The following is a 16,460-nucleotide window of genomic DNA, read 5'->3' as shown; positions in this document are numbered from 1 at the left end:
CTCAGCCCTTGACGGCGCCGGCCGTGAGACCGGCCATGATCCGGCGCTGGAAGATCAGCACGAGGATCACCACGGGAATGGTCACCACCACGGAGGCGGCCATGATGTACGTGATCGGCGACTGGAACTGCGAGGCGCCGGTGAAGAACGACAGCGCGGCCGGCACGGTCCGGGCCCGGTCGGTCGAGGTCAGCGAGATGGCCAGCAGGAACTCGTTCCAGCAGAAGAAGAAGGTGAGGATCGCGGTGGTGAACACGCCGGGCGCCGCGAGCGGCACGATCACCTTGCGGAACGCCTGCCACGCGGTCGCGCCGTCGACCTGCGCGGCCTGCTCCATCTCCCACGGGATCTGCCGGAAGAACGCCGACATGGTCCAGATCGACAGCGGCAGCGCGAACGTCAGGTACGGGATGATCAGTCCCAGCCAGGTGTCGTAGATGCCCAGGCTGCGCCACATGTTGAAGAGCGGGCCGACCAGCGCGGCCTGCGGGAACATGGCGATCGCCAGGGCCATCGACAGCAGGAACTTCTTGCCCGGGTAATCCATCCGGGCGATCGCGTACGCGGCGAACATCGCGATCACGACGGCCAGGAACGTGGCGATCAGCGCGATGAACACCGAGTTGCGCAGCGCGCTGGTGAACAACGAGTCGGTGAACACCGTCTTGTAGTTGTCCCAGACCCAGACCTGCGGGAAGAAGGTCGGCTCGACGCTGCGGAAGGTGTCCGGGTTCTTGAAGGACAGCGACACCATCCAGAGCAGCGGGAACAGTGCCCACAGCAGGATCAGCAGTCCCCAGACGGTCCACCAGTTGCTGGCTTTGCGGCCGGCCATCACCGATCACCTCGCACCTGGGACAGGTCGGTCCGGAAGCCCTTGACGAAGATGAACGCGATCACCACGACGGTCAGGAACAGCAGTACCGAGACCGCCGAGCCGGCGCCCAGGTTCACCAGTGTCACGTTCTGCCGGTAGGCCAGGAACGACAGCGTCTCGGTCTTGTTCGCGCCGACGGTCATGATGAACGGGTTGTCGAAGATCCGCCACGCGTCGAGGGTGCGGAACAGCAGCGCCACCATGATGGCGGCCTTCATGTTCGGCAGCGTCACCCGCTTGAGCCGCTGCCACGCGGTGGCGCCGTCCACCCGGGCCGCCTCCTGCAGCTCCTCCGGCACCTGGACCAGCCCGGCCAGCAGCAGCAGCGAGATGAACGGCGTGGTCTTCCAGATCTCCGACAGGACGATGACGAACAACGACGACCAGCGGTTGCCGAAGAAGTTGTAGTCACCGAGCCCGAACCACTGGTTGACGAAACCGGAGTCGAGCTGGAACGCGAACCGCCAGATGTAGGCGGAGACCACCGTGATGATCCCGTAGGGCACCAGGATCGCGGTGCGGACCAGCGACCTGCCGCGCAGGATCCGGTACATCACGAAGGCGAACGCGAAGCCCAGCACCAGCTCGACCGCCACGCTGAACACGGTGATCAGGAGGGTGGTGGAGAAGTCGGTCCACCACACCGGGTCGGTCAGCACTGTCGCGTAGTTGCCGAGACCGACGAACTCCTTCCCGGCCGGGTCGGTGAGCCGGTAGTTGTAGAGCGACAGCACGACCGCGTAGATCAGCGGGTAGGCGGTCACGAACACCATCACCACGAAGGCCGGTGCGGACAGCATCAGCCCCATCCGGCGTTCGCGCCGTGCCCGGTCGGTGACCTCGGCGGTCGCCGGCGCGGGCGCCTCCACCATCACAGCCATGACCACACCTCCTTCACAGAAGTCGCTTGCCCTGCAGCACGTCGGACATGAAGGTGGCGGTCTCCTTCGGCGTGGCCGGCGCCTCGACCTCCCCCGGCGGGTGCCAGGTGAGCTGCACCGACGTCGACACGTCGTTGTAGTACGGGGTGATCGGCCGCGGCCCGGCATCGTTTATCGACTGGCGGATGACGTCGGCCATCGGGAACGCCTCGCGCACCTTCGGATCGTCGTAGGCGGCACCCCGAGCCGCCGGGTTGCCGGCGTCCACCATGTACGCGATGTTGTTGGGCAGCGACGTCACGCACTTGACCAGGGCGACCGCCTCGGCCGGATGCGTGGTGTAGTTGCCGACGGCCAGATTGATCCCACCCAGCGGCGGCCGGCTCGGCTGATCGGCGGTGACCCGGGGATACCGCGCCCAGCCGATGTCGTCCACCACCGACTGGGCGATCCCGCCGCCGGTCACGTCCTCCTTGGCGGCGCTGTACACGTACGGCCAGTTGACCATGAAGCCGCCCGTGTCGCCCTGGAACGTCGAGCGCGACTCCTCCTCACCGGCGTTCGGCATCGCCGGCGGCGCCGCGGCAGAGCGGGCCAGCCCACCGATGATCCGGGCCGCCGCGTCGCCGGCCGGGGAGGCGATCTCCGGGGTGGCGTCCTTGCCGGCCTCGACGTTCCCGACGATCTCGCCACCGGCCGAGACCACCAGCGCGTTGATCCACACCATGTAGCCCTCGTACCGGTTGGCCTGTACGCCGATCACCCGGTGCTGCCCCTCGGCCGCCTTGATCATGTCGTCCCAGGTGAATCCGGCCCGGTTCGGATCGACCCCGGCCGCCTGGACCACCGACTTGCGATACCAGAGCAGCTGGGTGTTCGCCCAGAACGGCGCCGCGACCAGCTGGTCCTTCCAGTACGCGGTGGTCAGCGGCCCCTTCAGCACGCCGTCGGTGAAGGCGGCCGCGTCACCCGCGTCGAACGGGCGCAGGAACCCCGCGTTGGCGAACTCCGCCACGAACGGCGGGTCCAGGCTCATCACGTCGATCGAGCTGTCCTTGGCCGCGAGCCGCCGGACCAGCTGTTCCCGCTGCTGCGACGCGTCGTTCGGCAGGACCTGCACATCGACCCGGTAGCCGCCGTTCGAGGCCGCCGCACACGACTCGGCGAGCCGCCCCTGTCCGCCGTTGTCGGGGTTGATGTACCAGGTCAGCATCGGTGATCCACCGTCGTCCCCGCACGCGGTGAGCAGCGAGGCCGTCAGGGCCAGCGCGGCGACGGCCGCCCGGCGCCTTCTTCTGGATCGCGGTCCGCTCAGCACAGGTGCCTCCCAGGACGAACGAGCGCCCCGGGGCGAGCCGTGCGACCTCAGCGTCCCGGCAGCGATTCATCAGTCTCACTGCCGGGGCTCGCCGCGCGTCATCCTTCGTGGCGGATGAATCGCGGTCAGGGTCCGGGTGTGACCGCTAACTCACCTGCCGAATCTCATCCGGCACGGATGAAGACCACCTGACTTCGGTACGCCCGGTGTCCATCAGCCGAGCCGCCGATGCCGGAGCGTCGACCGGGCGACTACACTCCGTTCCATCGATGCATCGGGCAGGTCCTCAGGTCGGAGGCTGACGATCGCCGCGGCGACCGGGGCCCTGGTCAGCACGTGCCTGGCGGTCGCCCTGCTGGTCTGGCACGAGCAGGTCACCGAGGCGGTCGGTGCGGAGGCGTACAAGACGCTGCTGCAGTTCATCCTGATCGCCGTGCTCGGTGGCCTGGTCTCGCTGCTCTACCAGGCGTTCAATCGGCAGGCCGAGCTGCGCGACCAGCGGGCGAAGGCGATCCGGGAGACGCGGCAGCGCTACCTGAACGAGCTGATCACGGCGTACCACACGGTGAAACGGGTGCGCCGGCTGCTGCGCGCGCAGGCGCTCACCCACGCCGCCGCGCCCGCGGACCGCAGACTCCGGGTCGGCAGGTACGACGAGCTGCTGCAGTCCGTGCTGGACGCGCAGCTGAGCATCGAGGCGATGGTGCGCGACGCGCGGGCCGAGGGCGGCACGCTGTCCTCCGTCCCCGGCCTGGCCGCCTCGCTACGGAGCGCGGAGAACTATCTGCGCTCGCTGATCACCGAGTACGAGCAGAGCATGCCGGCGGCGCTGGACGGCGGCGACACCATGACGGTGCCGGCCGGGATCGCCGCCTTCATCGGGCCCTATCGGGAGGCCCCGCTGTTCCGCGACGAGTTCGTCGTCCCGGCGCAGATCGCGATGGCGGCCATCGAGCGGCTGATAGCCACGCCCGAGGTGTGAGAGCGGGAGGGCGATGAGACCGGGTGAGGTCGAACAGGACATCCTCGACAAGATCGAACTGCCCCGCGTCCGTAAGGAACTGGTGGCCTGGGCCGGCCGGTGGAAGATCGGGCTGGCCACCGAGGACTGGACCGCCCGAGGGTTCACCTCGGCGATGCTGATCGGTGTCACCGAGTACCCGGCGGGGCAGCAGGAGGCCGGGTTGATTCTCAAGATCGATCCGGGCGGTGACCTCAAACACCGGGAGGTCGCCGCGCACGGGCACGCGGTGCGGAAGAACCCGGATTTCGCCAAGCGGCACCTGGCCGAGGTGCGATACCAGCCGGTCGCGATGGACGAGGGCGGCTACATCGCCTTCCAGACGGTCGCCGGGGGCGGCTTCGACGTGCTCCTCGGTTTCGGCGAGATGCTCCGCGCGCACGCTCACGCGGACCGCGGCTGCCGGGCGATAGCGCGCTCGCTGCTCAGCGAGTGGAACCTCGGCACGGCCGCCACGACCAGGCAGACCGCCGGCGAGCTGCTGACCGAACTGCTCGGCTGGCGGCTCGCCCCGGGCCAGACCATCCACACCTGGGCGAGCCGGCATCCCGGCCTGCTGGAGTCGCCCCGGCCCTGGCTCAACCAGGGCAGCCGCGGCCTGGTCAACCCGTTCGCGCTGGCCCGGGACGCGAGCGTCGGCGGGACACTGAGCCTGCTCCCGGTCCGCGGGCTCACCCACGGCGACCTGCACCCGGGAAACCTGCTGGTCGGCACCGACGAGAACGCCGGCCCCGAGTTCTTCCTGGTCGACCTGTCCCGCTTCACCCCGGACGGCCCGCTGACCTGGGACCCCGCCTACCTGATCTGCACCACCGCCGTGACCTGCCTCATCGAGGACCCCGGGCTGGACCCGGACAAGGTGCTCGACGTCGTGCTGGCACCCGAGATCGACGCGGCACGGATGGCGGCGGCCGGCCCCCAGCTGGCGCGGGCGATCGCCGGCATTCACGCCGGTGAGATCGAATACGCCACCGAGCACGGACTGCTGCGCAAGTGGCGACAGCAGCGCCTGGTCTGCCTGACGGCGATCGGGCTGATCCTCTCCGGACGCGGCCGGATCCCGGCGCCGATCCGGCGGTGGTGTTTCCTGCTCGCCGCGCACGCCGCCACCCGGCTGCTGGAGGGTAGGTACCGCCCGGCGGCGCAGGGCTTCGTCGAGCTTCCCCCGGACTTCATCCCCGACGTCGTGGCGGAGACCGTGCCGGTGCCGCCGCGCCCGAGCCGGACCGGGCCGGGACTGGTCAACCACGACCCGATCCGGATGGCTCTGCGACAACGGCTCACCGCCGGCCCGCCCGGCGTCGTGGTCGTCACCGGTCCGCGAGGCGTCGGCAAGTCCGCCCTGGTCGGCGACGTGATCGCCGAGGTCGCCGGCGGACCGGGCGGCACGTCCGGCCCGGCCCGCCGGGTGGTTGCCGGCGGAGGCCCGGAGGTCCGGGTGGTTGCCGGCGGAGGCCCGGAGGTCCGGGTGGTTGCCGGCGGACGCCTGGACGTCCGCACCCTGATCGACGCGATCGAGGGCGGACCGGCGGCCGCGCTCCGGCCGGGTGAGTCCTCCCTGGCCAGGCTGGAGGCCGCACTGGAAACCGCGGGCGACCGGCGGGTGGTCCTGGTCGCCGACGACGCCGAGCGGCTGCTGCTGCCGAACTCGTCGGTGCTCGCCGATCTGGAACTCGACGAGGCGCTGGAGTCCCTGGCGATCCGTCCCGGACACCGGGTCACAGTGGTACTGGTCACCAGCGTGGTGCCGGTGTCGCCGGCCGGTGGGATCTGGCCCGCGCTGGAACCCCCGGTCGCGATCGGACGCCTGAGCCCCGAGCACTTCACCACCCTGCTCAACCGGCGGCCGCACGGCCTGGACGCCGACGATCTGGCCAGGCTCTACCAGGCGGTGCAGGGGAATCCGCGCGCCACCGAGCTGTTCCAGGCCGTGCGGGCGCTGACCGGGCCGGACGTGTCCAGCCGCGCGCTGCTGGACGAACTGGCCGGGATCCCGCCGCGGGACGTCCCGGCCCAGCTGCTGGAGGTGGTGCTCGACCACCTCGGAACGGTGCCCCGCCGGGTGCTGGAGTGCCTCGCCGCCTATCGCTTCCCGGTGACCGGCGAGCAGGTCGCCACGCTGATGCCGGGCGTCGCCGAGGATCAGGTGCACGCTGCGCTCGGGCAGCTGGTGGAGAGCTCGCTGGTGAGCCGGGCGGGCGATCGCCACGAGCTGCGCCCGGCCGACGCGGCCTGGCTGATCGGGCGGCTGCCGGCCGGCGAGAGCCGGCGGAGGCTGCTGCTGCTGGCGGCCAACGAGCTGAACACCATGTCCCCTGAGGAGATCACCATGCCCGGTGATCTCGACACGCATTTCGCCGAGCTGCGCGCGCTGATCGACGCTCCGCACCCGGGGCCGGCGTACGAGCTGCTCGAGGAGATCGACCACTACCTGCACCGCTGGCACAGCGACGTCGTGCTGCTCGACTACCGCAGGAGCCTGCGGGGCACGCTGCCGGACGAGCGTTCCGAGCTGGCCAACGACAACGCGCTGGGCTGGATCTACGCCGCACGTGGCCGTTTCGGGGAGGCTGCCGAGGCGTACCGTGCAGCTCTTGATCGTGCGGTGCGGCTGGGTGAGGAGCGGGCCGCGACGCGGGTGCGGGCCAACCTCGGCGCGATGTACTGGCAGAGCAACGACATCGAGAAGGCCCGGGAGGCCTACGACCAGGCGCTGCGCGACGCCATGCGGCTCGACGACGTGGTGGCCGGGATGGGCGCGTGGGAGGGGCTGGCGGACTGTCACCGGCGCCGGGGTGAGTATCGGGCGGCGATCGACCAGGCCGGCCGGGCCCGGGAGCTGGCCGGGCGGCCCGGGTTCCCCGCCGAGCTGACCGCCCAGCAGGTGGCGGCCCGCGGGACCCGGTTGGCGTTCAAGATCGCTCGCTGGTCGGCGGAACTCGGGCAGTGGGACCGTGCCGCTCGGGTGATGGCCGAGGTGACGGCGGGAGCCGACGAGTCCCTGCGGGCCGCCTGGCTGGACGCCCGGGCGGATCAGCTGCTGTGGGCCGGTGATCCGAGGGGCGCGAGGGAGCTGGCCGCCGAGGCAGTCGCTCTCGCGCTCGAGGAGCGTGTGCCGGTGGTCCTCATGCAGGCTCGCACCACGCTGTGCCTGGTGCATCTGCTGGCCGATGAGGTCGACGACGCGGCCCGCGAGATCGAGGCCGCCGAGCGGTACCGTTCCCGGGGCCGATCGCTGGAGGTTCTCGCCGTGCTGGCGCTGGTGGCTCGTCGGCAGCGCCGGCACACGCTGGCCCGCGGTCGCTTCCACCGGCTGGCCGAGGAGGCGGAACAGCGCATCGGGAACGATCCCGGCGACTTCTCCGCCCGTCCCTTCCGCGGCTTCGCGCTCTGCGCCGGGGTGCTCGACGGGACGGCCGGGATCGAGGAGGCGGTGGCGGCCTTCGAGTCCGTTCGGGGCAAGGCCGGGCTGGCCGCCTGGCTGCTCCTGCTCGTCCGGCAACTCGACGACTGCGGGCGGCCGGCGGGGCAGCTGAGCCGGGTGGTCGCGCTGCTGACCGAGATCGCCGCGACGGCCGACCCGCGTCAGGGGTGACGTCCGGGCGTCAGCCAGCCCAGGTTCGTCGCCCGGATCACCGCCTCCATCCGGGTGCGCACCCCCATGTCCCGGTAGAGGCTCTGGAGCAGGCGGAACATCGCGCGTTCCGAGTAACCCGCGCGGGTGGCCAGCTGGGCCACCGTGGCACCCTCGGCGAGCTGCTGCAGCCAGGCCAGCTGCCGGGGCGACAGCGAGGCGTGCCCGTCCGGGGCCGGTGGGGTCGCGGCACCGTTGGCGAGGGCCGCCGCGACCGCTCCCGGCACCACCGCCTGCCCGTCGAGTGTCGCCTCCACGGTGCGCCGCAGCACCTCGCTGGTCACCGTGCGGGGCAGCACCGAGCGGGCGCCGGCGCGTACCGCCCGGACGCCGGCCGTCGCCGAGTCGTCGTCGAGCATCGCGATCACCGGCGGGGCGGTGGACACGTCGTGCAGCAGCCGCAGCAGCTGCCAGTCGGCGGGCGTGGCGAGGGTCAGCATCATGACCGCCCGCCGCGCGTCGCGCGCCCAGGCCAGCGGGTCGGCCGGGGCCTCGACGCGGTGACCGATCGCGGACAGCGCCGCCACGACACCCTGCCGGTACATGGGCAGCGGGTCGATGACCGCGACATGAACGGTCACCGGTAATCGACACCCTCTCTCGGCGGAGCGCGCTCATGGTAAGCGCGATCGGCCGGCGGAGCGCTCCTCCCGGTCGGCCTGTCGGCCAGGTTCCTGCTCGGGTTGGGCAGTGTCCCGCCGTCTCCGGGCAGATCCCGGCCGGGGCCGGCCTCCTTACCATCAGGACAGTCCGCTACCGAGGAGCTACCCGTGGTCTTCGACGACTCCGGCGTGCCGCCGCGCCAGGACATCCCCAGGTCCCTGTTCTCCGGGGCGTCACCGGTTCCGCCGCCGACACCAGGGCACTTCCACTGCGTGGAGGCTGCGGTGAAGAAGCTCCGCAAGCCCACCCCGGAACGTGTCCTGGCCACCGCGAACGCGTACGCCCAGGATCGTGGCCTGCAGATCCCGGTCTCCGCGGGCATGGTGGAATACGTCCTGCAGGTGCTCAACCCGCCGCACCCCTGACGCCCGTACCGCCGGGTCGCATGCGGTTGCGGCCGAGCCTCGGGATGCTACTGAATGGACGGTGATGACCGAGCGGCTGCCCTGGGTCCTGCGTCCCGTCGACGGACCGGCCGGGTGCCGGCTGCCCGCCGGTGACGAGCATCGGGCCTGGTTGACCGGCCACCTCGGCGAGGCGCTGACCACCGACACCCGGGGTGTCCACGCGATCCCCCGGGAGCGCCTGGTTCACCTGGTGCGCGGGCTGACGGAGCGGTTCCAGCGGGTCGACGTGTTCCTGGACCACCGGGACGGCGAACCGTGCGGACCGCGATGCCGGGATGCCGCCGGCGACGACTGCGTCTGCTCCTGCCTGGGCCGCAACCACGGCGGCGGCGAGTTCTGGCGCCGTTGCCCGGATGTCGCGGCACCCGCCCTCGTCGGTGACTCCGGCGTGCGGCGCCGGCACCTGATCAGCACCGCCACCGGGCGGATCTGGCTCGACGTGCCGTTCGAGGACAAGGACGAGGCGAAGCGGAACGGCGCCCGGTGGGACGCCACCGCCAAACGCTGGTACGCCCCGGGCGCGGCCGCCGGCGGGCTGGCCCGATGGGCCGCGAAGCCCCCGGTTTCCGAGCTGCTGCCGCACGAGGACCGCGGTCTGGGCAGCGGCCTGTTCGTCGATCTGGTGCCGTCCAGCTGCTGGTTCACCAACGTACGGTCCTGCGTGGCGCCGGCCGACTGGGAACGGCTGCGCCGCATGATCGTCACTCGGGCCGGTGGCAGATGCGAGGTGTGCCACGCCGGGCCGGACCCGTCGGCCAAGGTGTGGCTGGAGGCGCACGAACGGTGGACCTTCGACGCCGCCAGCCGGGTGCAGCGCCTCGGCCGGCTGATCTGCCTGTGCACGCCCTGCCACACCGTCACCCACTTCGGCCTGGCCGGCCTGCGCGGCCGCGACCGGGAGGCGTTCAGCCACCTCGTCGCGGTCACCGGGATGACCGAGGCGCAGGCCCGCGAGCACGTCGAGGACGCCTTCCGGCAGTGGCGGGAACGCTCGCGGATCACCTGGTCGCTGGACCTGTCCATGCTCACCGACGCCGGGATCACCCTCGCCCCGCCGCCGGAACCCGGGCAGCGGGCCGCCATCGCCGACGACACCCTGACCGGGCATTAGGGACCGGGCGGCACGGTGCCGCCCGGCCGCGGGTCACCGCCGAGGCTGTCGCGCCAGGGTGGCGAGGTCGGTGCGGCTGCCGCGGAAGACGTCGGCGTCGTGGGCCAGCCCCGGGGTGCAGTCCGGGATGTCGTACTGCCAGAACGTCCAGTTCCGGCCCCAGCCGGGCACGCTCGGCGGGCTCGCCGCGCAGCTGCTGATGTCGAGCGGGTAGTGGCCGAACGCCGCACTGCGGTTGGTGCACCGGTTCCACCAGTTCACGTTCGTGTAGATCATCGGGACGACGCCGAGCCGGGACTCGACCCGTTCCAGGAACGTCCGGATCCACGCGGTCATGGTGCCGGCCGAGAGGCGGTAGCAGGCGGGAAGCCGGAGCCGCCGGTACGGCCATTCCATGTCGAGGAACGGCGGCAGGGTACGCCCGTCGCGGACATCCTCCATGGTGTCGACGAAGTGGTCCGCCTGCCCTGTCGCGTTGCCCAGGTCGGGCCGGCCGAACGCGTACGCGCCGGCGTACATCCCGGCGGACTTGGCGGCGGAGACGTCGGAGCGGTAGTACCGGTTGGTGTAGCCGGCTCCCTCGGTCGCCTTGACATAGGCGAAGGCGTTGCTCCGGCCGAGCGACCGCCAGTCGAGCATGCGGCCCTGCGGATGATCATGGCTGGACACGTCGATGCCGGTGACCGGATAGCCGGCGGGCGGGGTGGCGGCCGGCGGGACGAGCGACGAGGCCGGGGCACGGTAGCCACCGGCGCCGGCGTAACCACCGTCGCCGGGCACCTCCGGCGGCGGGCCCGCGTGGGCCGCGCTTCCGCCCGGAACGGCGAGAACCACTGTGGCCGCGGCGGTGACCATGCGTAATGCGCAGTTTTTCACGGTGATCTTCCTACCGAGGAGATGGCGCCGCGCGGGCCGGTTCGGGAAGCCGTGACCCTCAGGAGGCGGAACTGCCACGCGTCGAGCGCGAGGTGACGCCCGGTTCGCGGCGGCGGCGACGAGGGATGTGACGCAAAAGCGAACGCTCGTTCTTGACAGGGTCGAGCCAGGCTCCGACACTAAAACGAATAGTCGTTCGCTTAAGGAGCCGAGATGCCCACCACCGACACCGTGCACTCGCCGTGGCCGAGGGTGGCCGGCGCCGTCGCCCTGCTCACCGTGATCATCAGTGTGCTGCTCACCGCCTTCGCCTGGCCCTCGGTCCACTCGTCGGTGCACGACGTGCCGATCGCGGTCGCCGGGCCGGCCGCCGCGGCCCAGCAGGTCACCGCCGCCCTCGACCAGCGCCTGCCGGGCGGCTTCGAGGTCACCCGGGTCGACGGCACCGCCGCCGCCGAGCGGCTGATCCGGGATCGTGAGGTGTACGGCGCGATCGACCTCAGCGCCGGGCAGCCGCAGGTCGTCACGGCGTCCGCGGGCAGCCCCACGATCGCGCAGACGCTCCAGTCGATCGCCGCCGGGCTGAGCCAGGCGCAGAGCGGCGCGGTCCCGGCGGTCACCACCCGCGACCTGGTCGCGCTGCCCGCCGACGACCCGCGCGGCGCCGGCCTGTCCGCCGGCGCGCTGCCGCTGGTGATGGGCGGCCTGCTCGCCGCGGTGCTGCTCACCAACCTGCTCAAGGGCGCCGTCCGGCGGATCACCGGGGCGCTGGCCTTCGCGGTCACCGGTGGCCTGGCGATGGCCGCGATCCTGCAGTTCTGGTTCGGCTCGCTGGACGGATCGTTCCTGGTCAACGCCGGGGTGATCGGGCTGACCGTCGGGGCGACGTCGATGACCCTGCTCGGGCTGGAGTCGCTGCTCGGCTACCCCGGGTTCGGCCTGGGCGCCGCGCTGATGATGCTGGTCGGCAACCCGTTCTCCGGGGCCACCTCGGCGCCCGAGATGCTGCCCGGCTGGGGTGGCGCGCTCGGCCAGCTGCTGCCGCCCGGCGCCGGTGGGCAGCTGCTGCGCTCGACAGCCTTCTTCGACGGGAACGGTGCCACCCACCCCGTCGTCGTGCTGGGCGCCTGGCTCGTCGCCGGGACGCTGCTCTGCCTGGCGGGCGCGGTGCGGGCGGATCGGCGTACCCGAAGCGCCGCGGCCGTGAACGAGGCGGCCCGGGAGCCGGTCGCGGCCTGAACCACCCTGTTGACGGCCCGAACCTGTCGCCGGAGTCGTGAGTCATGCGCATCGATGGTCGCCGGATCCGGCTGATCGCCGTGATCCTGTTGCTGGCGGTGTTCGCCGCCGAGTTGATCCTGGCCGGGCCGTCGCTGGCCGCGGCGTTCCGCGAGCTGCGCGCGCCGCGGCCCGGCTGGGTGGCGCTCGCGCTGCTGACCGAGATCGCCGCGATGCACGCCTACGCCCGGATGCAGCGGCGGGTGCTGCGATCGGCCGGGGTACGGGCGCCGCTGTACCGGCACGCGGCGCTCGCCTACGCGGCGCACTCGCTCAACGAGACGCTGCCCGGCGGGCCGGCGTTCTCCACCAGGTTCAACTACCAGCAGATGCGCCGGTTCGGGGCCAGCCCCGCGGTCGCCTCGTGGGCGATCGCGCTGTCCGGGATCCTCTCCGCGACGGCGCTGGCCGCCGTCACCGCGGGCGCCGCGCTCGCCGGGCAGGGCCGGCCGTCCTGGTCCGGCCTGGCCGGGCTGGGGGCGCTGGTCGTGCTGCTCACCCTCGGGGTCCGGCAGGTCGCCCGGCGCCCGGAGCGGGTCGAGGCGACGGCCGGCGCGGTGCTGGCCCGGCTCAACCGGCTCCGGCGCCGGGACGCCGCCGCCGGGCTGGGCCGGATCACCGGCTTCCTGCGCCAGCTGGGGGCGGCCCGGCTCACGCCCGGCAACGCGGCCGCCGCCGGGACCTACGCGGTGCTGAACTGGCTGCTCGACGCGGTCTGCCTGTGGCTGTGCTGGCAGGCGGTCGGCGGCGGCGGGATCAGCGGCACCCGGCTGCTGCTGGCCTTCTGCGCCGGGTACGCGGCCGGGACGATCACCATCGTGCCGGGCGGACTCGGGATCATCGACAGCGCGCTGATCCTCGGCCTGCTCGCCGGTGGTGCCGGCACCAGCACGGCCATCGCCACGGTGGTCCTCTACCGGATCATCAGCTTCGGGTTCATCGTCGGCGCGGGCTGGGTGGCCTGGTCGGTGATGCGCCGGGACACCCGGTCAGTGCCGGAACAGCCGGATCCCGGTCCGGGTCAGGGCGATGCCCCGCTGGCGGCACTCGTCGGCGACGTCCGCTGAGCGCAGCGAACCACCCGGCTCGGCGAGGTGCCGGACACCGTGCCGGGCCGCTTCCTCGACGTTGTCGGGGAACGGCAGCGCGCCGTCGGAGACGAAGGTGACCCGGTCCAGGGCGCGCAGCCACTCGGCCCGCTCGCCGTCGGTCAGCGCCTCGACGGCCCGCAGCTGTCCGGATATCGCGTCCTGGACCCGGGTGGCCGTGCCGGCCCGCTGGGCGGCGGGGTGCCGGCGCAGCCACCAGGTGTCGGCCTTGGCGCCGGCGAGCCGGGTGCAGTCCACCCGGGACTGCTGGCCGGCCCCGATCCCCAGGGTCATCCCGTCCCGGACGTAGGCGACCGAGTTGGACTGCGTGTAGCGGACGGCGGCGAGCCCGAGGACCAGATCGTCGGGGAAGCCGGTCAGTGGCGCCTCGTCGCGCGGCTGGGTGATCCGCAGGCCGTACACCTCCCGGACCTCGGTGGCCGGCGGCCGGAACCCGGGATCGGCCTCGACCACCAGGAACCCGCCGTTCTTCTTCGCCGCCAGGGTGGCCACCACGCCGGGCTCGAAGCCGGGCGCGACGATGCCGTCCGCGACGACCCGGCGTAGCAGGTCGGCGAGCTCGGCGTCGACCGGCTCGGAGACCGCGACGAAGTCACCGTAGGAACTCTTCGGGTCGGCGTCCCGGGCGCGGACATAGGCGCTGGTCAGCGGTCCGGTGGCGGCCGGGTCGAGCCGGTAGGTGCCGGCCATCACGGCATCGAGCGGGCCGGCGGTGGCGGCGCCGGCGGGGGAGACGTGCTTGACCGAGGCGGCGACCGGACGGCCCAGCGCGGCCGCCGCCTCCCGGACCAGCTGCCAGCCGGCGGCGGCGTCGAGGACATTGAGGTAGGACGGCTGCCCGTGCCGGAACCGGAACGGCTGGTGCTCCGGATCGACAGCGACGAGAGTGGCGGGTCGCTGGTGCGGGTTCATGCCGTAGCGAAGCTGCACGTGGCCTCCGATCGCAGGTGAACTGCTGCCGGAGGCGCCCAGGCGGTCGGCGCCACACTGTCCAGGTCGGCCGGTCCCCGGTGGTGCTCCACCCTCGCCAGTATCGGCCGTTTCGCAGCATAGCGGGTGGCTCAGGACTGGGTGCCGAGGCGGGGCCACCGGCGTTCCACGGCGGCCAGCATGTGCCGGCAGACACGCAGCGACGCCGCCAGGATTCGTCGCCTTGCCATCGCACTCCCCAGGGATAGCAACCGCTCCACGCGTACGAAAAATATTGTGGGTGGCCTTATTGCGAAATGTCCGTTACATCAGGTCTCCTGATGGCGAACAAGCGTGCGCTCCGCCGCCACCGAGCCCGTGCCTCGCCGGTTATGCCGGTGTGGACCCGCCCTACCTCTTCGACCAGTACGACCCCGCGACAGGTGCCGGTGTCGACGTCGGACTGGACGTGGACAGTTCGCTGCTGACCCTCGCCGTGCACGGCACCTGGGAGCGGCGCCTGTGCCGGGACACGCACACCGCGGTCCGCAAGTGTCTGAGCGAGCACCCGGCCACCCTGCTGATCGACCTGCAGGAGCTGGCCGACCCGTTCGCGGCCAGCATCCCGACCTGGCTGACCGCCCGCCGCCTGGGCGTGCCGATGGCCCCGCCGGTCGAGGTGATGGTGTGCGTGCCGGACGACAATCCGCTGTCCGTCCGGCTGCACCGGATGGGCGCCGAACGCATCCTGCCGATCTACCCGACCATGGCCCGGGCCCGCGCCGCGGCCGCCGAGCAGGTGCCGCTGACCGGCCGGCTGGAGATGCGGCTGGGCCCGGACGGCGGTGCCGCGGCGGCCGCCCGCGGCGTGGTCACCAACGCGTGTATCGCCTGGCGACTGCCCGAGTTGCAGGACCGGGCCCGGCTGGTCGTCTCCGAGCTGGTGCTCAACGCCATCGAGCACGCCGGCACCTCGATCACGGTGATCATCTCCCGGCGCGGCGACGGCCTGCACCTGGCGGTGGGCGACGGCGACCCGCGCCTGCCCCGGCTGTCCGGCGGCTTCCCGGCACTGCCGCCGGACGACGCGGCACCGCAGCGCGGCTCGGGCCTGCACGTGGTGCACGCGGCCGCCACCCTGTGGGGTGCCATGCCGACCCACGACGGCAAGGTGGTCTGGGCGACGATCCGGCCCTGGAACCGCCGATGAGCCCCTCCGCGAGCGGCGCGGCCGACAGCGACCCGGTCACTCCGGTGATCGCGCTGACCGCGGGCGGCAACGAGCTGACCATCCGGCTCGGCGGCGAACTCGACGGCACCACCGCCCCGGCGCTCGCCGCGCAGCTCGGCAGCGTGATCAGCGTCGGACCGGTCCAGCGGGTGGTGGTGGACCTGAGCGACGTGGAGTTCTGCGACGCGGCGACGGTCCGGGTCTTCGTGGTGCTGGCCGCGGCGCTGGACGGTCGCGGTGCCGCCCTGCGCCTGCACGGCGCGCGCCCGCACATCGAGTGGCTGCTGCGCCAGCTCGGGGCCGCCGACCTGCTCAGCGATCGGTAGTGAGCAGCGACCAGACGATCTTGCCAGTGGGCACGGAAAGGTAGCCCCAGTGAGTGCTGGCAGCCTCGACCACGCGCAGGCCCCAGCCCGGCTCCAGGTGTTCGGCGGCCGGACCGGTCATCCGGCGCGGCCGCGCCGAGCTGCGGTCCTGCACGGCGATCCGCAGGTAGCGCCCGGTGTACGCGGCCGTCACGTCGAAGTCGGCGCCGGTGTGCTGTACCGCGTTCGAGGCCAGCTCCGAGACGATCAGCCGGGCCGCGTCCCGCACGTGCGGCAGGTCCCAGCGCAGGCAGGCGTCGCCGATCAGGCCCCGCGCGGTGCGCACGCTGTCCGGGTACGGCGCCAGGCGCTCGCGTACCCAGCGGGGGACGTGAGCGCGTACCGCGGCGAGCGCCAGCGACCGGTCCTCGTAGAGGGCGACGAAGTTCCGGTAGGTGCCGATCACCCGGGACACCTCGGGGCGGGCCGCGTACAGCAGCAGCGGCACGCCCCAGTCCTGTTCGGCCTTGAAGGTCGCGGTGGCGAAGACGCTGAAGCAGGCCTTGTCCACCTGATCCAGCGCGGACATGTCCACCACGATCGCCGCGGGGCACTCGGCGGCCAGCTTACTGAGTGTGTTGTGCACCCCCGGAGCGGTGCTCTGGTTGAGGACCCCCTGGAATCGAACCGTCACCACGCCGGTTTCCAGGCAACGTTCCACCATCGTCTGCATGGTTCCCGAGAACTCCCCGCGCTTGTCGGGCTATACATGCAACTTTCACCATCCGGCCGGTCGCGGACTACGCAGAAAACGAAGGTCGGCCACCGGGCCTACCGCGC

At 72.2% G+C, this 16,460-nt stretch carries 15 protein-coding genes and 1 riboswitch; of the genes, 8 read left to right on the top strand and 7 right to left on the bottom strand.

Features of this window, described 5'->3' with window-relative positions; genetic code table 11:
• Nucleotide 1: 1 nt before the first annotated feature.
• From Actob_RS25545 to Actob_RS25535, 3 genes are read right to left on the bottom strand one after another with little or no spacing between them, the layout of a single operon-like run.
• Entirely contained in the window at nt 2–835 is an 834-nt protein-coding gene (locus tag Actob_RS25545) for a carbohydrate ABC transporter permease (protein WP_284914350.1), read from the bottom strand.
• The gene (locus Actob_RS25540) at nt 835–1,758 is read right to left on the bottom strand and encodes a carbohydrate ABC transporter permease (protein WP_284914349.1); all 924 of its coding nucleotides are present in this window, start codon (nt 1,756–1,758) and stop codon (nt 835–837) included. Before Actob_RS25540 ends, Actob_RS25545 begins: the two co-directional genes overlap by 1 nt.
• Before the next feature lie 13 nt (nt 1,759–1,771).
• Nucleotides 1,772–2,971, bottom strand: coding sequence for an extracellular solute-binding protein (locus Actob_RS25535; RefSeq protein ID WP_284914348.1), 1,200 nt, complete (start codon nt 2,969–2,971; stop codon nt 1,772–1,774).
• A gap of 538 nt (nt 2,972–3,509) precedes the next feature.
• Here Actob_RS25535 and Actob_RS25530 point away from each other — a divergent pair.
• Both Actob_RS25530 and Actob_RS25525 read left to right on the top strand, forming a co-directional pair.
• Entirely contained in the window at nt 3,510–4,058 is a 549-nt protein-coding gene (locus Actob_RS25530; RefSeq protein WP_284914347.1) for a hypothetical protein, read from the top strand.
• A gap of 13 nt (nt 4,059–4,071) precedes the next feature.
• Nucleotides 4,072–7,692, top strand: coding sequence for a tetratricopeptide repeat protein (locus Actob_RS25525; RefSeq protein WP_284914346.1), 3,621 nt, complete (start codon nt 4,072–4,074; stop codon nt 7,690–7,692).
• On the opposite strand, the gene Actob_RS25520 is transcribed toward Actob_RS25525, so the two are convergent.
• On the bottom strand, nt 7,683–8,312 hold the full coding sequence (locus tag Actob_RS25520; protein ID WP_284914345.1) for a helix-turn-helix domain-containing protein: 630 nt from the start codon (nt 8,310–8,312) through the stop codon (nt 7,683–7,685). The two genes, Actob_RS25525 and Actob_RS25520, sit on opposite strands and share 10 nt — an antisense overlap.
• A gap of 189 nt (nt 8,313–8,501) precedes the next feature.
• Between Actob_RS25520 and Actob_RS25515 the strand changes: the two genes are divergently transcribed.
• Both Actob_RS25515 and Actob_RS25510 read left to right on the top strand, forming a co-directional pair.
• Nucleotides 8,502–8,759, top strand: coding sequence for a hypothetical protein (locus Actob_RS25515; protein ID WP_284914344.1), 258 nt, complete (start codon nt 8,502–8,504; stop codon nt 8,757–8,759).
• A gap of 64 nt (nt 8,760–8,823) precedes the next feature.
• Complete coding sequence (locus Actob_RS25510; RefSeq protein ID WP_284914343.1) at nt 8,824–9,912, top strand: DUF5710 domain-containing protein; 1,089 nt, start codon at nt 8,824–8,826, stop codon at nt 9,910–9,912.
• Between the two features lie 33 nt (nt 9,913–9,945).
• Here the strand turns inward: Actob_RS25510 and Actob_RS25505 are convergent, their stop codons facing one another.
• Nucleotides 9,946–10,767: a glycoside hydrolase family 25 protein gene (locus tag Actob_RS25505; RefSeq protein WP_284914342.1), complete on the bottom strand. Its 822-nt coding sequence runs from the start codon at nt 10,765–10,767 to the stop codon at nt 9,946–9,948.
• 234 nt (nt 10,768–11,001) lie between these two features.
• On the opposite strand from Actob_RS25505, the gene Actob_RS25500 reads away from it, so the two are divergent.
• Nucleotides 11,002–12,027: a hypothetical protein gene (locus tag Actob_RS25500; protein ID WP_284914341.1), complete on the top strand. Its 1,026-nt coding sequence runs from the start codon at nt 11,002–11,004 to the stop codon at nt 12,025–12,027.
• Nucleotides 12,028–12,071: 44 nt separating this feature from the next.
• Nucleotides 12,072–13,133 carry a lysylphosphatidylglycerol synthase transmembrane domain-containing protein gene (locus tag Actob_RS25495; RefSeq protein ID WP_284914340.1) on the top strand — a complete coding sequence of 354 codons (1,062 nt, stop codon included), beginning with the start codon at nt 12,072–12,074 and terminating at the stop codon, nt 13,131–13,133.
• Here the strand turns inward: Actob_RS25495 and Actob_RS25490 are convergent.
• Nucleotides 13,056–14,105, bottom strand: a complete 1,050-nt coding sequence (locus tag Actob_RS25490) for a hypothetical protein (RefSeq protein ID WP_284914339.1) — start codon at nt 14,103–14,105, stop codon at nt 13,056–13,058. The genes Actob_RS25495 and Actob_RS25490 overlap by 78 nt on opposite strands.
• Before the next feature lie 29 nt (nt 14,106–14,134).
• Nucleotides 14,135–14,220: riboswitch (ZMP/ZTP riboswitch) on the bottom strand.
• A 264-nt stretch (nt 14,221–14,484) separates the two neighbouring features.
• Between Actob_RS25490 and Actob_RS25485 the strand changes: the two genes are divergently transcribed.
• Both Actob_RS25485 and Actob_RS25480 read left to right on the top strand, forming a co-directional pair.
• Entirely contained in the window at nt 14,485–15,294 is an 810-nt protein-coding gene (locus Actob_RS25485) for an ATP-binding protein (RefSeq protein ID WP_284914338.1), read from the top strand.
• On the top strand, nt 15,291–15,641 hold the full coding sequence (locus Actob_RS25480; protein ID WP_284914337.1) for an STAS domain-containing protein: 351 nt from the start codon (nt 15,291–15,293) through the stop codon (nt 15,639–15,641). The genes Actob_RS25485 and Actob_RS25480 overlap by 4 nt, the downstream gene beginning before the upstream one ends.
• Here Actob_RS25480 and Actob_RS25475 read toward each other — a convergent pair.
• The gene (locus Actob_RS25475; RefSeq protein WP_284914336.1) at nt 15,628–16,344 is read right to left on the bottom strand and encodes an ATP-binding protein; all 717 of its coding nucleotides are present in this window, start codon (nt 16,342–16,344) and stop codon (nt 15,628–15,630) included. The genes Actob_RS25480 and Actob_RS25475 overlap by 14 nt on opposite strands.
• Nucleotides 16,345–16,460: the final 116 nt, after the last annotated feature.

The sequence above is a fragment of the Actinoplanes oblitus genome (assembly GCF_030252345.1).
In the GTDB taxonomy this organism is placed as follows: domain Bacteria; phylum Actinomycetota; class Actinomycetes; order Mycobacteriales; family Micromonosporaceae; genus Actinoplanes; species Actinoplanes oblitus.
Note: the sequence above shows the minus strand (reverse complement) of the source record. Positions and strands in the feature narration are given on the sequence as shown.

Excerpts from the sequence above, each read along its gene's own strand:
- Actob_RS25500 (WP_284914341.1), top strand. The coding sequence starts at position 11,002 with ATGCCCACCACCGACACCGTGCACTCGCCGTGGCCGAGGGTGGCCGGC.
- Actob_RS25475 (WP_284914336.1), bottom strand. The coding sequence starts at position 16,344 with ATGGTGGAACGTTGCCTGGAAACCGGCGTGGTGACGGTTCGATTCCAG.
- Actob_RS25480 (WP_284914337.1), top strand. The coding sequence starts at position 15,291 with ATGAGCCCCTCCGCGAGCGGCGCGGCCGACAGCGACCCGGTCACTCCG.
- Actob_RS25505 (WP_284914342.1), bottom strand. The coding sequence starts at position 10,767 with ATGGTCACCGCCGCGGCCACAGTGGTTCTCGCCGTTCCGGGCGGAAGC.
- Actob_RS25535 (WP_284914348.1), bottom strand. The coding sequence starts at position 2,971 with ATGCTGACCTGGTACATCAACCCCGACAACGGCGGACAGGGGCGGCTC.
- Actob_RS25510 (WP_284914343.1), top strand. The coding sequence starts at position 8,824 with ATGACCGAGCGGCTGCCCTGGGTCCTGCGTCCCGTCGACGGACCGGCC.
- Actob_RS25540 (WP_284914349.1), bottom strand. The coding sequence starts at position 1,758 with ATGGCTGTGATGGTGGAGGCGCCCGCGCCGGCGACCGCCGAGGTCACC.
- Actob_RS25545 (WP_284914350.1), bottom strand. The coding sequence starts at position 835 with ATGGCCGGCCGCAAAGCCAGCAACTGGTGGACCGTCTGGGGACTGCTG.
- Actob_RS25495 (WP_284914340.1), top strand. The coding sequence starts at position 12,072 with ATGCGCATCGATGGTCGCCGGATCCGGCTGATCGCCGTGATCCTGTTG.
- Actob_RS25525 (WP_284914346.1), top strand. The coding sequence starts at position 4,072 with ATGAGACCGGGTGAGGTCGAACAGGACATCCTCGACAAGATCGAACTG.